Here is a 16,604-nt window from a genome sequence, read left to right on the forward strand (position 1 = left end):
ATTTAATTACACTAATATATATTATAAAACAATCCTAAATTCATTTCAATAATACTTAAATTGTATATCTTTTAATTATTTTGTAGTTATTAACTATTATTTTTTTTAGATATAAACCATTTAAAACACATTTATAGTAGTTACTACTTTTCTCAATAATAAACTTATTGTTGCCACCACAAATACCTATAAATCCCTCCAAATAACTAAAATGTACTATTGCCTTTTTTATATCAAAATCCAATTCTTCTGGTGATTCAAAAATTATAAAATAATCAGTTTTGTGATGCTCTATAAAATATTCTATATCTATAATATTTTTCTCATCATTAATATTTATAACTTTATCTGATTTAATTATAAAACCATATTTATTATCATAAATTATGGATTCAAAATGCTTTTTACATTCTTCAAAATTACAATTATCGTAAATAATTGTTAAACTATTCTTATCATTAATATAACTTATTCCAATGTCATCATATATTTGTTTAATCCTTTTGCTATTTGTATGATTTTCCATAACATATTGAACATTTTCAGCACAAATTTTTTTTATTGAATCAAAATGGAACTTTTCTCCTAAGAACCAAACATTTTTACCAAACATTTTTCTCATCCCTATAGAATTATTGCTAATAACACAAGTATTACAAGCCATAAGTTCAAAAACTCTTCTTGCAAACATTGTTTCAGAATTTTTTATTGTGTTGATATTAATTGCAAAATTAGCTTCTTTATATACTTTCTTTAACTCCTCAAAAGGCATGCTTTTAAAAATAATAGACCTAAAATTTTGTGGAAATACTTTCAATGGATTTGAAGTGTTATAATTTCTATCATATATTCTCAATTTAATATTGTGATCTTGAACCATTTTAAATATTTTAAGCATATCCTCACATCGTTCACTAAGGTCAGCATACCAACTGCCAGCAAATATAGCTATATTATTTTTATTATTTGAGTTTATAGGATTGAATATTTTTTCAGAAAATCCAAACATAAGTGTATAAACATTGTTATGTCCCAATTCTTTATATTTTGCTACACATTCACTGCAGGTAGTAAATATATAATCAAAGTACATTGCAGTATCACAAAAATTATATTTTGGATTATCAAAAAAAATGGGATCCTCCTTATTCCAAAAAACTGTTTTAATTTTACTTTTTTTACAATAATCTAAAATATTAAAAATATCCTTTCGGTTATTAAAGAGAATATTTTTATTCTTATAAATTTTTCCTCTCCAGCAATCTTTATATTCCTCAATTCCATTCCAAGCAGATTCGCAGAACAAGATATCTGGCTGAAAATCTTTCATTACCTCAAGCCAATTTGATGGTGTTAAAAAGATAGCCTTACACTCATCTTTAAAGCTTTTAAAAGTCATCTCATCACATACAAATGCAATTTTTATATCTTTATAATATTTTGCTTCATTGTAAGCCTGTGGAATAAACTCTATATCACTAATATTGTAATCACATGATTTATTATTTCCTGTAAACCTAGGAATCAATACACCAAATAAATAATATGCTATTGTTGCAATTAATGGTATATCATCTAGCTTTTTATACAATTTATATAGTAACCCTTTCACTTTGTTAACCTCATTTTCATTAAATCTAGCCCAAAACAATTAATATAAAACAGCTCCCGTTATAAAAAGCAAATTGAAATACTAATTTTATGCTTTCGTTGAAATAAAAACTCCTACACATATAAATATAATGCCAATCCATCTACTTATCGGAATTTCCTCTTTAAACAAAAACATAGATACGAATAATACTATTGGAAACGCTAAAGCCTGAATAGGATATGCAAAACTTATAGGAATTTTACTTAGAATATATAACCATAAACCTGTAGTACAAGCATATAAACAAAGTGCAAAAAATACAATAGGTGTAAAAAATAATTTTATTATATCAAAAATACTGTCTATATTTTTTCCAGTTGAACCAATCTTGAATAAAATCTGGCCAGTAACCATTAATAATGTGTTGCCAAAACATAATAAAATCATTTTCATATTCTATCCTCACAATCTACATTTTCTAACTCTCTAACTCTTTTTTCTAAGATAGCTATAACTTGAATTAACTTTTTATTTTTATCATTCAACTTCGATACAATAGATGTTAGTGACATTAAAATAATTAGTATACCAAAAATAAGTATAGCAAATAATCCATTAGTTGCTTCTATAATTCCTATACTTTTTGTTATGAGCAAAAGAAAATCTGGAGATACAACAAGAATCATCATAATCGCACCCAAACCAATCCATAACAAAGTGTATTTTAAATATAACTTGTCATCTCTTAATAATTTTAACAGTAAATAGAAGTATAAAAGCACACCCAAAAGAAGAGTAATCCTTAATGTCATATCCAAACTACAACGCCTTCCTTCCCTTAAAAGTTAATTTATACAAAATAATAGCAATTGATACTTTTATCATATAGTAAATGGATTTAAAGGATGTTATGGAACTTTCTCCTCCCGTCCTTTCATGCATGATCACGGGTACTTCTATAATTCTTGCTTTATGTACAACTGCTGCAATTATTGCTTCTGGCTCTGGATAATCTTGTGCATAGTTATTAGCAAAAATTTTTATCATTTTTCTATTTATTGCTCTAAATCCACTAGTCGCATCATAAATCTTAGTCCCAGAAACTAATTTGATTAAAATACTCAAACAACTTATTCCAAATCTACGCATCCCAGTAGACTGAAAACCTTCTTTGTTCATAAATCTTGAACCAATAACAAAATCAGCTTGTCCATTAATTATAGGATCAATTATCTTCTTTATATACTTAGGATCATGTTGTCCGTCACCATCCATTTGAACAGCTATATCATAATCATTATTTAAAGCATATATGTAACCTAATTGCACACCTCCTCCAATTCCAAGATTTACAGGCAAATCTATATAATTAGCATTTATATCTTTTAAGATTTTTATAGTATTATCGTTAGAACAATCATTTATCACTATATAATCAATGTCACTATTTATCCTCTGTAGCTCATCAATAACTTGCCTTATATTACTTTCTTCATTATAAGCTGGGATTATAATTAATGTTTTCATTTACATCCTTCTTTCAATTGCATTACAAAAATTAATTAACCTCATGTTCTTTTTTAATTGCTTGCAAAAATACTTTTTTTAGTATCACATAATATTGGTATACTTCATAAATTGCATATCCACTTAACGTAAATAAAAAAGGTAAGATAGGATAGTTATATTCTGGATATGGTAAAAATAAACCACAAAGTATTATAGAATATATAATTATTAAACTAAAGATCATAACAATTTGACGAGTTTTCCTTCTAAAAATCCCAATTACTGCTCCACCTAAAGCTAAAATTAAAAGAGCATAATATATTTTCTGTAACAATGTTTTCTCAATATCTAATAAAGTAATTGGATAATAGATATCGACTATCGATTGCTTAGGTTTATAAAATAAATAATCCTTAGCTAACGATTTCTTGTCGTTTCTCCACCATTGTGTGAGCCTTTCTATTGCAACATTTTTTTCTCTTTCCATTCTGTTATACAACGAATTTTCTTCTTTAGCATCATATAGAGTTGTTCTATAATCATTCATTTGCATTTCTGATTTTGGAAAATACTTTCCACTAAATGTTCCTCCTAAAAGTGGATCACCAATTCCACCAGTTGTGGGTACAAATCTACCAACCACATTATAGTTTCGAACACACCAAGGCGATAATACTAATGATAAAATAATAACAGCATAAATCCCTTTTGTTATCAATATCTTAATAGGAAATTTTTTATGATAAAAATAGAAAATAAAAATTATCGGAATTAATGCAAAATTGTTTCTAAACATTAATTGCATAATATATGTTATCATTAATAAAATAAAATCTCTATCACTTTTTGTTTCACAATACCTTAAAACAAAATAAACGAACCAAATAATAGAAACTGTTGTAGGTGTTTGTGTTAAAAATAAAACATCACACAAAAACAAAGGAGGCCATATGGCTAGAATTATTATTGTTATTAAGGATACATATCTATTAATAGTTTTTTCAATGATTAAATACATTCCATATATTCCAAAACACCCTATAATAGCAAATATACATTTAGATAATAGCATCCCAGTTTGATCATATCCAAATATTTGGAATAGTAATCTAAGCAAAAACAATATGCCTGGCATTATTATCATTGCATGTTCTTCTGGCCAAGCGATTCCGTAAACAAGCACATTATTCTTTATAAATGAAATTGCTCCAAATACATAATTTCTGTCGTCAGAATAAGTTGATAACTTATTTCCATAATTAAATATTAAAAATATTCGTATTAATAATGCTAGAGCTAATACAATTAAAACTATATTAGAAAATTTAACTGTGATAATTGATTTATTATCACTACAATGATCCTTCATGGAAATCCCCCCTACTTAAAAATTACGTCCATATCCCTTAATGTTAGACTTCCGGCTTTTCCTTCTCCTCTAATATCAAATAAAATTTTATAGTACTTGGCCTTATTGTTTACTTTAGTTGAAAAAGAATATGCTTTATTTCGCAAATTACTATCATTTTCATATAAAGTATCTGTAGAAATGTTGTCTATCTTGGTTGCATTTTCGATTTTCTTGGAATCATTAAATTGAAAAATGTAAGCTGTAATCTTTTGTCCAGGTTTAAAATACAAAGTACAATCAAACTGAATTTTACTTGTTCCTTCCGGTATCTTAGCTAAATCTAAATACTTCTTACTTGGTAGAATTCCACCATCACCGTCAAGCATTTGAAGATATATTTTATTTGATTTATCTGTCCAAGTAAGATCAATCCTATGCTCTCCACTTACTTTTAAATCCCCACCTTCTCCGTACACAAACCATGGATATTCAGATGTTTTTTCATAATCAGTATAATAATTAAAATCATTTTTTGCGTAACTATAATTAATACACATTGTAGTTATTATACATAAAATTACTAGACATAAAATAAATATATGTAATGCCTTATGTCTTTTTATATATTCTTTGGCATTTCCCAAGATAATTCCCCCTTTTCACTAATCAAGCTTCAAATAATTATAAACCTTAATTATTATTAACACAGTATTATTTCAAACCCATAAAATATATACCCTCCAAGTTACTAATATAATAATTATCCTTTGGAACTTAAGCAAATATTTCTCATTGATGTTGATCTAACTAACTATAGAAGTTCTGAAACTATTAATTCTTAAATATTTCAATTGGTAATTCGCATCATTGTCTTTTGCATGATATTTTTCTAGAATTATTGCTCTTTTACGTAATATATACTATATTAACGCGTTGTGCTAATTTTTATATTGCAATTATTGTAGTATAAAAATGCGCAAAATATCCTTGAGTAAAATTTAATGAATTTTAACCAAATGCAAGATGTTTAATTTGAGCTATATGAATAGTATTTCCTGTAATTGCATTTAGTACAAATGATATATTATGAGTAAGTATTTTTAGAGTAATTCTCAGCATTAATCCCCACTTTGATTTAGCTAGAACTCTCGCAATATTAAATTGGCCAGCTAATTGAGAAAAACTAGTTTCAACTCTCCGACGCGCTTTTGATAAAGCGTTACGAAGTCGTTTTTCTAGTGGTGTTTTACTATTTTTTCTCTTCAGCGATAAAAACAAGATTTATTTTTCTTCAGCTAATGATACTTTAAGCTCATTACCGATGTATCCTTTATCAGCGAGTATCTTTATATTGGTGTTTGTTTGAATGAGTTCGAATACAGCATCTCTATGATCAGTATTAGCAGTCGTTAAAAGAAAATCTGTTATGAAACCATCAGTAGTAATTAAAGCGTGAAGTTTCAATCCAAAATAAGTTTTCTTTTTTGAAGCGCAATAACTATAAGTTGATATGTCCTTGAATAATTTACTAAAGCAGGCTCTTCCGAATTTGCATACTGGGATAGGCATACTGTCAATAATTCTAGTATCATCATCACTAAATATTGGCAAACTTGAAAAGTATCTTTGGATTTCTAAAATTACTTTGTGTAAACATCATCGATTAACACAAAAGAAATTATAAAAAAATCTTTTAAATTAGCAATTTTTTCAGTATTATAATAAGTGAACTCTAACATTTTAATCATCTCCTTATTATACTTTTAGTGTTAATTTAATTATAATTGGGATGATTAAATTTTGTTAGAGTTTTTCTTTATTAAATTTTAACTAGCACAACGCGTTATATTAATTTAACTATATAATTCAATTTATTTCTGATACTATTAAATCAACTATAAAAATGCTTTCATCTAATTTTATACATAACTTCTAATTTATATTATTAATTAACTGAATTTCTCTATCAATAGTAAATTCTTTAGATGTCTGATTTCTCACTCTATTGGCTGCATTTTTTGAAAGATCTAAAAAATATTCAGGATCATTGTAAAGATTTTTTATACCTTCAGCCATTGCAATGTAATCTTCCTCACCAGCAAGTATTCCACATTTTTTATCTACAAATTCAGGTATAGCTGCTACAGCATTAGTAATAGGTACAACACCACATGACATTGCTTCATCACGAGAAACCCCTTGTGTATCTCCTCTTGTAGGTACGAGGACAACCCCACTATTTTCGTAAATTTTCGAGATTTGCTGCTGTCTTAAAAATTGTTTTTTTATAGTTACATTCGTAAATTTCTTTAATGGTTTTAATGTTTCGTCAAACAAATCGCCATCACCAATGAATGTAAAATTTATATTTTCGAAAAAATCTTCATTACTAAGTTCAAGTACAGCTTTTACTGCCAAATCATTCCCATATATTTGACTTGAATATGGTCTTATAGATATAATATTCTTTCTAGCTTCCGGATTTTTTTTATAATATTTAAAAAGGTTAGTATCGATACAATTGTGAATTATGCTATATTCCTTATCATCCATTGATATTTTGTAATCTTCCATTATCATATCGAAGAAATATTTTGATACATAAACAAAGTGAACTTTCATTTCTTTATAACATGAAAAAACTTCTTTCCAAAAATCCATTCGTAAATCTGAATCCTTTTTTGCCATTTCTAATTCATCATCCGTTTTATAGTTAAATTTTCTTCTCCACCATGGTTGGATTTCAGCACCATGCAGCCATACTATAATCTTAATTTTATCCTTAAATCCCTTTAAAACTTCCCACATTTGTCTATCTAAAAAATGAACACAAACTGTGTCAATATTACCAGTTTCAAGAATGTTTACAAGAGTCTCTCCTTGTCCTTCAACTACATTAATCCCTTCAAACTCTCTATACTCATTTTTAGCATAAATGTTCATACGCATAACATCATATACAAAACCATCCTCTTTATAAGCAATCATGCGTTTATGCACAAACATATTTCTATAGAGCATCTCAGAAGAAGGGTAATGATTTGATAATACAAGCACATTAGAACGTGATACAAAGCAAGCTTTTTCTTCTGGATTTTCATCTGCACCAACTAAAATTTCGCTAATTTTTAACTCTCCACTTCCTTTGATCCTTAAACATAATTTAAAAAACACTGCATTTTTTGGTACTTCTACATTAAGTAACCTATTAAGTTTAGTAAATGCAGGAGATATTTTCTTTTGATTATTATCATAAAAGATGCATGTACCTAAACAATCAAGACTTCCTACTCCATTAAATACTAAATTTATATGTCCATCCTCTAAAAATTCATTTACATCAAATAATCTTTCTATATTAATGTAATGGCTGATTTCACTATCGAGGGTACTCATAAATTTAACTGCATTATCGATTTTATTAAATGTAACAGACGAGTCTTTGTACTGTTTCATATTATTAAATAGTTCCTCATTTAACAGTGACAGTCCCAAACTTTGGAACTTATCTATTTTAATATGCTCAGCTGTTTTTTCAATTGTTTCCATCGGAATTCCTTGGTCTGTGATAATAATGTCATCGACTACTTCACAATTATCACTTATTAAATTCTCGCAGAAATTAAACTCATCAACAGATAATAGTTTTTCGCCTGTAATTTCACTTAACTCCCAAAGTTCATTAATGGTATTACTTTTGAACAACTTATTTTTAAACATAGCTCTATCTATTTTTAGATTGATTACTTCTTTATAAGTATTATTTATACTCTTTATCGAAATAATGTCTTTTATATTATAATAAAAGTCAGCCTTACCAACACCATCACAATCGCTATAGCGAGTACTAAGAGCAAAATCTAACAGATAATTTTCACCGTAATAGTTCTTACTATTAAATATTGTAATATATCCATTCTCACCTAACTTACTTACTATATCTTCTTTTATTTCGTCACTTGTCAAATAAATTACATCCTGAATATTTTCATTTATTTTATATTCAGCAAATATATAAAGCTTTTTCGAATTATACTTTTGCCTTTTAAAAGATTTAATTATACTACTAAATTCTTTTTCATCACTAACCTTTGCTAAAATATTTATATTAGGTAATGGCTTTTTAATATCTTTGTTAAACACCTTTTCAACAATATACGAAAGCCTGTCCTCATATAAATGTTCATTTAATACTTTTCTCAATCCAAGTAATCTGTATTTTCTAAAATCAACAGTATTATTGCACCATTTATTTATACTTTGCTTTAATGTTTCACCATCATCAGTACATATAGTTAAATCTCCAAAAAAATTTTTTACTCCTCTTGAATAATTACCTACTGTAACAGTGTTAGATGCCAACATTTCAAATAAACGTCGTGCAAACATGGTTTGTGATTGTTGAACAGAATTCATATTAACACCAAAATTGTATCCCTTGTATGCAATATCTATTTCACTAGGATCTAAGCTTCTGAGTATATATTTATCATATATTTCTGGAAACTTATGTTCTGGACGAGCATTCTTATAATTTCTATCATAAATATCAAAACCTTTAGTTTCTATAAAAAACTTTGAGAAATCATCAAAAACTTTACATCTATTTACATATTTATGATAATATGCACCTGCGAAAGAATACTTGTCTTTTCTATCATACTTTTCAATTGGATTATGTATTTTAGGCTGTGCTGCGAAATGAAGATGATATACATTATCATGTTTAAGAGAATTCTTATATTTTTTAACGCAATCAATATCTGTTGTAAAAACAAAATCCGCCATTCTAGCAGCTATCATAAATATATCAGTATAAATAGGATCTTCCTTATTCCAAAAAATAATAGGTATATTATTATCCTGACAATAACTTGTCATTTCAAAATATTCTTTACTTCCATTGGCTATTTTTCTATACCACAAATCATTTTTACCTTTCCAGGCTGATTCAATAAATAGCATGTGAGGCTTAAATTCGTTTATTTCATTTTTCCATCCCTCTGGAGTCACTTCTAACACGGTGCATTCTGGAGAATAACTATCAAGAGTAAACCTATCCATAATACATGCTACTCTTAAATCTTTTAAATTATCTATATCCAAATTAAAATCACGTACTGCATTTGTTTTAATTTCATTTTTTTGTACTATTTTAAATCCCATTTTTTCAACAATATTAATAACTGCTTCTTTTTGTTTCTCAATATAATTTATTCTTTTATCTATATAACTTAAATCTAACAAATTATCGTACCTCCTATTTCAATTTAGCCTTTAATTTTTTCAATAATTTATACACTTTAATCCCAATCTTTCCAACGAATGTATTAGTGATTAATGATAATTTTCGTCTATATTCATCATTTTCATGCTTAAGGTAGTTTTTTTGCGTCTCAAGCCTATTTATTAGAGCTTTATTTTCTTTCAATATTGATATTTCATCATTAAAATCATTCACAAGCTTTTCAACGATATTCATTAATTGATTTTTTTCATCAAGTAATCCTTTATTATCCGCTTTTAAGCTATTAAGTTCCTTAATAGTGTTATTGTGTCTTTCCTTAATAGTATTAAATTCTTTAATAGTATTATTGTGTTTTTCTCTAAGTTTAGAATATGTTTGAGTTGACTCTCTATATTTTTCATTTGCTTTAATTTTATCAGAATACAATTTTTCTAGCTTTCTAGTCATTGCCCAATCAATTCTCAGAAAATTACTTTCTAATAAAGCTACATTTTCATGAGTATAATTAAATTTAATTATTCTTTCACACTTTTTAGCAACTAAACCTAACCATCTTCCCATATACTCAATTTTTTCTATTTGGAACTCTTTTTCAATAACGTCTATTATATTACTTAAGTAGAACGTAGAGTAATGATCAGGATGATTATTAACACCAAAAGGCACAGTTACAACTAACAAACCATTATCATGCAAGTATTTTTTTGCATTTACTATAAATTTAGAAGGATCCTCTAGATGTTCTAATACTTCAGTCATAACAACTGTATCAAATTTTACATTTTCATCAAAATCTAAAAAATCAATACATCGGAATTCTACATTTTCTTTAATATCATTATATTTTTCTTTCAATAATGAATCGGCAAATTCAACAGCCTCTTTTTGTATATCCAACCCCAAAACTCTTTTGCCTCTTTCTGCCATTAGTAAAGATACTATGCCTTGAGAGCAACCAACATCAAGTATAGACCTTGCATTATTAACTTCATCTAAAATCCAATTAACCCTTTCCATCACATTATTTTTAGTCTCATTACCAAAATTCCCCATATATGCTTCATAAATTTTATCATTATTTGCCATAATAGATCTCACTTTCTAACTATAAAAACTTTTCCTGATACTCTTTTAAATTAACCTCAAAATTACTCCGTTCATCATTTGTCATAGCGTTAAATTGTCTAGCAAAAATACAGTATGGCTTAATAATTCTTTCTGGCACATCAACACCTACAATATTCCCCTTATTAAGCCAAACTATTTTATCACAAAATTCGTCCATCTGTGCAACTGCATGACTAACAAAAAGTATAGTTTTCCCCTTTTCTTTGAACTCATTCATTTTATCAAGACATTTCTCAGTGAAACTATTGTCACCAACAGCTAAAGCCTCATCAATTATAAGTATATCCGGATTCATATGTACAGATATCGCAAAACCTAACCTAGAACGCATACCACTCGAATATGTCCTTAATGGTTGGTTTATATGAACGCCTATATCTGCAAAATTAATAATATCCTCTCTTATAAATTCTGTTTCACTTTTGCTAAAGCCTAGTAAAAGACATTTGTAGTCTATATTTTCTACACCTGTAAGATGATTTTCCATACCTGCATTAGCAGAAAGCATATTTACTTCACCATCAACTTCAACTGTTCCATCCGTTGCATAAGTTATACCTGTAATAATACTCGAAAGTGTAGATTTTCCTGATCCATTAAGGCCTATCAATCCTACAATTTCACCCTTTTTGAACTCTAGATTAATATTTGAAAGTGCAGCAAATTCTTTAGGTCTATAAAATGGTAAAAATAGCCCCTTTAATCTTTCAAAATCTCCAGAGTATAATGGGTACTTTTTATATAAATTTGTACACTTAATAGCTAAATTATTATCCATATAATCCACCAAGCCCATCTTAAATTAAATCTATAAATTGTTTACGAAATTTCATATGTATGTTACATCCGATTATAAATATTATTATAGTAACAATCCAAAAAAACACACCTTGTTTCCAATGCCACATAAGGTTTCTTCCATAAAGCAAGCTATCCCTGTATCCATCTATAATATACGAAAATGGATTCAGACTAAATGCAAACCTAAGCTGTTTGGGCAAATTATCTTGCACCCAAACAATAGGTGTAATATAAAAAAGAAGTCTAATAATCGATGCCATAATTTTCTGAAAATCTCTAAAAATAACTACGATAGCAGATGCAAAAAGTGCATATCCAACAAGAAATGCAAAACTGCAAAATGTAAAGTAAAAAGTTTGCCACCAATAAAAACTAAGATTATAGCCAGAGCAAAATATAATTACAACTACTACAAGCATAGCCCAAAAATGACCAATAAGAGCTGATAATACAGATTTTACAGGTACAATAGACATAGGAATATACATTCTTTTAAGTATTCCACTATATGAATATATTGAGCTTCCCGTAGTAGTCAATGCTGTACTGATATAGAACCAAGGAATAATTCCCACAATCATCCAAATAATATACGGATACTTTCCTTGTGGAGCAGCTGATTTCAATCCTATTGCAAAAACAAACCAAAATACAAATATTTGAAGTGCTGGATTAAAAAAATTCCATAAAAATCCAAACATAGTTCCATTGTTTTGCGCTTTTAGTTCATAATTTGCTAATCTTAATAGTCTATTTCTATTCTCAAAATTTTCTCTAAAAACAGTTTTAATGTTTTCCCACATAATGTCATTTTTCCTTTCAATGTATACTTAACGAATTAACTACGTACATTTAATATGAAATAATATCTAATGGTCTTTCATTTTTAATGTTAAAATAATAAAGAATTATATCAACAATTCTTTGAGATGCTTTCCCATCACCAAAAGGATTTTTTGCCTGTGCCATTTTTTCATATGCCTCTCTACTATTTAAAAGTTCATGAGCCATTTCAAAGACAACCGCTTCTTCATTTCCAGCTAATTTAAGTGTTCCCGCCTCAATTCCTTCAGGTCTTTCCGTTACATTTCTAAGAACAAGAACTGGCTTTCCCATCGACGGCACTTCTTCTTGAAGCCCACCACTATCTGTCATAACCAAATAGGAACGCTTCATGAGATTATGCATATCTTTTAAATCTAGAGGCTCTAAAAGATGTATCCTTTCATTATCACCTAAGATTTCTCTTACTGGTTCTTGAACCGCAGGATTTTTATGAACAGCATATACAACCTCTACATCTTCATTTATATTTACTATTCTTTTAACTGCATTGCATATATTTATAAGCGGTTTTCCAAGATTTTCACGTCTATGAGCTGTCATAGCAATTACTTTTTTATTTTTAAAATCTATATTGTTTAACTCATCAACGCTAAATATATATTCATCCTCTATAGTAGTTGATAATGCATCTATTACAGTATTTCCAGTTATAAAAATATCTTCTTCTGGTATATTCTCTTTTAAAAGATGCTCTCTAGCAAGAATAGTTGGACAAAAGTGTAAGTCCGCTAAAGCACCTGTTAATTTTCTGTTTATTTCTTCTGGAAATGGCTGATATTTATCATAAGTTCTTAGTCCAGCCTCAACATGTCCTACTTTTATTTTATTATAATAAGCTGCTAATGCGCCAGCAAGAGTAGTCGTAGTATCTCCATGTACAAGTACTATATCTGGCTTAACTTCAGACATAAGTTCACTAAGGCTTTCCAAAGCTCTTGTAGTAATGTCAGTCAAATTTTGACCTTGACGCATTATATTTAAATCAAAATCCGGCTTAATATCAAATATTTCTAAAACTTGATCAAGCATTTCTCTATGTTGACCTGTTACACATACAATACTTTCAATATTTTCATTTTTTTCAAGTTCCTTTACAACTGGAGCCATTTTTATAGCTTCTGGTCTTGTTCCAAAAACACTCATAACTTTAATTATTTTCATATATACACCTCATTATTAGATTTTTTGAAACTTATCTACAACCTTCTAACTAACATATCTGTCAAAAAGTAAACAAGTCATCCTTTGCGATATAATATTCTGTTAACACTCCAAATATATCACATAAAAATGACTTAAATATTATTATATCACTAAATAATCAAAGATATTTATTATGAAATTTTTAAAACCGAATTTATATAGCTTGAATTCTATAGCTCAATCGCTAAACAAACTTTGGTGATAAATTCAAATTTCCTATTATAAATACCAATATTACTGCATATCAATATCTTCATTAGCATACTTACTAATGATTTAATCATATCTAACATTAAATGTCAAACGAATAGCACTCTATATTATATAGAGTGAGACTTAGCTCAAATAATATTTTTTCATGCCATTTATTATATAATTTATTAAATAATAAATTGATAATACTAAACTCAACTTCTCACTTTTCCTATATACTACCCACCTATTCATACCTGCCTTTAATTTATCAGAAGAGCGCCCCCCTTTTCTATATATTACTAAGTACTCCTGAATTCCTACTGCTTTATATCCAGATCTTAGTAATTCTAGCCACAGAACAAAATCTTCATGAAAAAATTCTGTTTGAAAAGAATATTTCTTAAGCACATAACTTTTAACAATAGTAGTTGAAAGACAAATAACATTTTCCTTTAATAGCCTAGTATGGTTGATTTCCTTAGGTACACATCTAAGACCACTATTAGTTCCATCATTACTTATCATTTCATATGATGTATAGCATATGTGAGCATTTTTTTGTCTAATATATTTCAATTGTTTTTCTAATTTAGACACCTTCCATATATCATCACTATCCAAAAAACTAATAAATTCACCTCTTGCTATATCTATTCCTATATTTCTAGTCTTCGCCACTCCTAAGTTTTTTGAGTTTCTATATAAAATTATTCTATTATCTTCACTACTTAACTTTTCTAGAATTTCAAACGAGTTATCTGTTGAACAATCATCAATGGCGATTAACTCAAAATTTGTATAACTTTGATCTAAAACTGAATTAATTGTTTTTTCAATTGTTCTAGATGCATTATAAACAGGTATAATTACAGACACCAACACTTCCACTTTCTAGTTCCCCCTACAAAACTCTATCTTAATCCAGTATACCACAACATAAATTTATTTAATATTTGTTTTTTAGTCATAGCTTCTTAAAATATAGTTGGATTATTCCTTAAATTCATCTATAATTATATTGAGGCCAAACTGCATGTAGTCCGTAAAAAATATTAAGTAAAAAGGATGAATTTTAATGATAAGAGAAAATCAAAACTTATTAAATAAAATAAATGCTCTTAGCGATATATTAATATTATTCATCTCTATGAGCATAGCTTATTTTATTCGTTTTTTTATTTTTTCTCCTGACACAATCTATTTAAAATTTAATATATATATGAAATTTACTTTTCTCTTGATTCCTATAAATGTTACGCTATATATCTTTTTCAATTTATATGATTCAATAAGATCCTCTTTAATTAGTAAAGACTATATTAAAGTAATTAAAAGCAATACCATTTTAATCGCTTTTTGCTTATCTGCATTATTCATCTTTAAATTAGTTGACATTTCAAGATGGGTTTTAATTATCTTTTATTTTATTAATACCACTTTAGTCATAAGCAAGAGATTTCTTCTAAAGAAAACTTTATCTAATATTAGAACAAACGGATTGAACTTAAAACATGTATTAATTGTTGGTTCCGGAGAAACAGCTTTAGAGTATCTAAACATTATTAAAAATAATAAAAGTTTTGGGTATAGCTATGATGGTTATGTTTCTGATTCTTCACACTTCGTTGGTAGAAGATTCGGTGGGTATGAACAATTATTAGATATATTATATAAATTTAAATTTGATGAAGTAGTTTGCGCACTTGACTTGTGTGATGCAAAATATATCGAGAACATAATTTCTGATTGTGAGAAAAGCGGTACTAAGATTTCTATAATACCATTTTGCTACAAATATATATCTAGTCAACCTTATATTGATCAAATCGAAAAAATTCCTTTAATAAATTTAAGAAGAATTCCTCTAGATAATTTAGGTAATGCGTTTTTAAAGAGAAGTTTAGATATATTGGGTTCAATATTTTTGATTGTTATTACATCTCCTATTATGTTTATTTCATCAATTATAATTAAGCTTACTTCTCCTGGATCAATTATTTTCAAACAAACTCGTGTAGGCTTAAACAAAAAATTATTTACTATGTATAAATTTAGGTCCATGAAAGTAAACTCTAAATCTCAAACTGCTTGGAGTACAAATATTGATCCACGTAAAACTAAGTTTGGTGCATTTATACGTAAATTTTCTATAGATGAATTGCCACAATTTTTTAATGTGTTAAAAGGTGACATGAGCTTAGTTGGCCCTCGCCCAGAACTTCCTCATTTTGTTGAAAATTTTAAAAATGAAATTCCTCGTTATATGATCAAACATCAAGTTAAACCTGGAATAACTGGACTAGCCCAAATAAATGGTTATAGAGGTGATACATCAATTATAAAAAGAATTGAATATGACATATACTACATTGAAAATTGGAATATATTAATTGATATAAATATATTATTCAAGACACTTTTTAAAGGAATTAAAAATAACGAACAAATTATAAACTCTGCTACAAAGATTTCAAAAGATGATAGCTTAACATTTTGATCTCTTAAATTATAAAATTTAATGATAATCAGGTAAAAAAATCATATCATAGATAATCATTTGTCTATGGTATGATTTTTTATTTCTGATCTTAATTAGTTTCACCATTAATCTTATAAATCTCTCTTTCTAATATGTGCTGTGGAAACAACTTCAAAAAAAACATCAGCTTTCTGATTTCTTGAAATAACTTGTCCGTGATGCTATAATATTACATATTTGTATGTGTAAA

Annotated in this window: 15 protein-coding genes; 1 reads left to right on the forward strand and 14 read right to left on the reverse strand. The window is 27.6% G+C overall.

Translation table 11 applies throughout. The features are described from left to right. Positions 1-55 precede the first annotated feature (55 nt). From L1S46_RS00550 to L1S46_RS00615, 14 genes are all read right to left on the reverse strand, one after another. The gene (locus L1S46_RS00550) at positions 56-1,612 is read right to left on the reverse strand and encodes a hypothetical protein (protein WP_238898801.1); all 1,557 of its coding nucleotides are present in this window, start codon (positions 1,610-1,612) and stop codon (positions 56-58) included. A gap of 87 nt (positions 1,613-1,699) precedes the next feature. After that, entirely contained in the window at positions 1,700-2,047 is a 348-nt protein-coding gene (locus L1S46_RS00555; RefSeq protein ID WP_238898802.1) for an EamA family transporter, read from the reverse strand. Further along, on the reverse strand, positions 2,044-2,406 hold the full coding sequence (locus L1S46_RS00560; RefSeq protein WP_238898934.1) for a DUF2304 domain-containing protein: 363 nt from the start codon (positions 2,404-2,406) through the stop codon (positions 2,044-2,046). Before L1S46_RS00560 ends, L1S46_RS00555 begins: the two co-directional genes overlap by 4 nt. Positions 2,407-2,413: 7 nt before the next feature. Beyond that, a complete protein-coding gene (locus tag L1S46_RS00565; RefSeq protein ID WP_238898803.1) occupies positions 2,414-3,121 on the reverse strand; it encodes a glycosyltransferase family 2 protein in 708 nt (235 codons plus the stop codon). Positions 3,122-3,152: 31 nt separating this feature from the next. Further along, on the reverse strand, positions 3,153-4,472 hold the full coding sequence (locus tag L1S46_RS00570; RefSeq protein WP_238898804.1) for a glycosyltransferase family 39 protein: 1,320 nt from the start codon (positions 4,470-4,472) through the stop codon (positions 3,153-3,155). An 11-nt stretch (positions 4,473-4,483) separates the two neighbouring features. Next, the gene (locus L1S46_RS00575; protein WP_238898805.1) at positions 4,484-5,098 is read right to left on the reverse strand and encodes a hypothetical protein; all 615 of its coding nucleotides are present in this window, start codon (positions 5,096-5,098) and stop codon (positions 4,484-4,486) included. Positions 5,099-5,462: 364 nt separating this feature from the next. Further along, positions 5,463-5,732 carry a hypothetical protein gene (locus tag L1S46_RS00580; protein WP_238898806.1) on the reverse strand — a complete coding sequence of 90 codons (270 nt, stop codon included), beginning with the start codon at positions 5,730-5,732 and terminating at the stop codon, positions 5,463-5,465. 3 nt (positions 5,733-5,735) lie between these two features. Further along, on the reverse strand, positions 5,736-6,065 hold the full coding sequence (locus tag L1S46_RS00585) for a transposase (protein WP_238898807.1): 330 nt from the start codon (positions 6,063-6,065) through the stop codon (positions 5,736-5,738). Between the two features lie 321 nt (positions 6,066-6,386). Continuing rightward, a complete protein-coding gene (locus L1S46_RS00590) occupies positions 6,387-9,701 on the reverse strand; it encodes a glycosyltransferase (protein WP_238898809.1) in 3,315 nt (1,104 codons plus the stop codon). Between the two features lie 13 nt (positions 9,702-9,714). Further along, on the reverse strand, positions 9,715-10,788 hold the full coding sequence (locus L1S46_RS00595) for a methyltransferase domain-containing protein (RefSeq protein ID WP_238898811.1): 1,074 nt from the start codon (positions 10,786-10,788) through the stop codon (positions 9,715-9,717). 19 nt (positions 10,789-10,807) lie between these two features. Then, positions 10,808-11,608: an ABC transporter ATP-binding protein gene (locus tag L1S46_RS00600; protein ID WP_238898813.1), complete on the reverse strand. Its 801-nt coding sequence runs from the start codon at positions 11,606-11,608 to the stop codon at positions 10,808-10,810. A 19-nt stretch (positions 11,609-11,627) separates the two neighbouring features. Then, on the reverse strand, positions 11,628-12,434 hold the full coding sequence (locus L1S46_RS00605; RefSeq protein ID WP_238898814.1) for an ABC transporter permease: 807 nt from the start codon (positions 12,432-12,434) through the stop codon (positions 11,628-11,630). A 49-nt stretch (positions 12,435-12,483) separates the two neighbouring features. Beyond that, on the reverse strand, positions 12,484-13,638 hold the full coding sequence (gene wecB / locus L1S46_RS00610) for a UDP-N-acetylglucosamine 2-epimerase (non-hydrolyzing) (protein WP_275298942.1): 1,155 nt from the start codon (positions 13,636-13,638) through the stop codon (positions 12,484-12,486). A gap of 378 nt (positions 13,639-14,016) precedes the next feature. Next, on the reverse strand, positions 14,017-14,763 hold the full coding sequence (locus L1S46_RS00615) for a glycosyltransferase family 2 protein (protein ID WP_238898816.1): 747 nt from the start codon (positions 14,761-14,763) through the stop codon (positions 14,017-14,019). A gap of 187 nt (positions 14,764-14,950) precedes the next feature. Here L1S46_RS00615 and L1S46_RS00620 point away from each other — a divergent pair, with 187 nt between their 5' ends. After that, a complete protein-coding gene (locus L1S46_RS00620; protein WP_238898817.1) occupies positions 14,951-16,372 on the forward strand; it encodes an undecaprenyl-phosphate glucose phosphotransferase in 1,422 nt (473 codons plus the stop codon). The last annotated feature ends 232 nt before the right edge of the window (positions 16,373-16,604 follow it).

Origin of the sequence: Clostridium sp. YIM B02500, assembly GCF_022324665.1 — a bacterium.
GTDB lineage: Bacteria > Bacillota > Clostridia > Clostridiales > Clostridiaceae > Clostridium > Clostridium beijerinckii.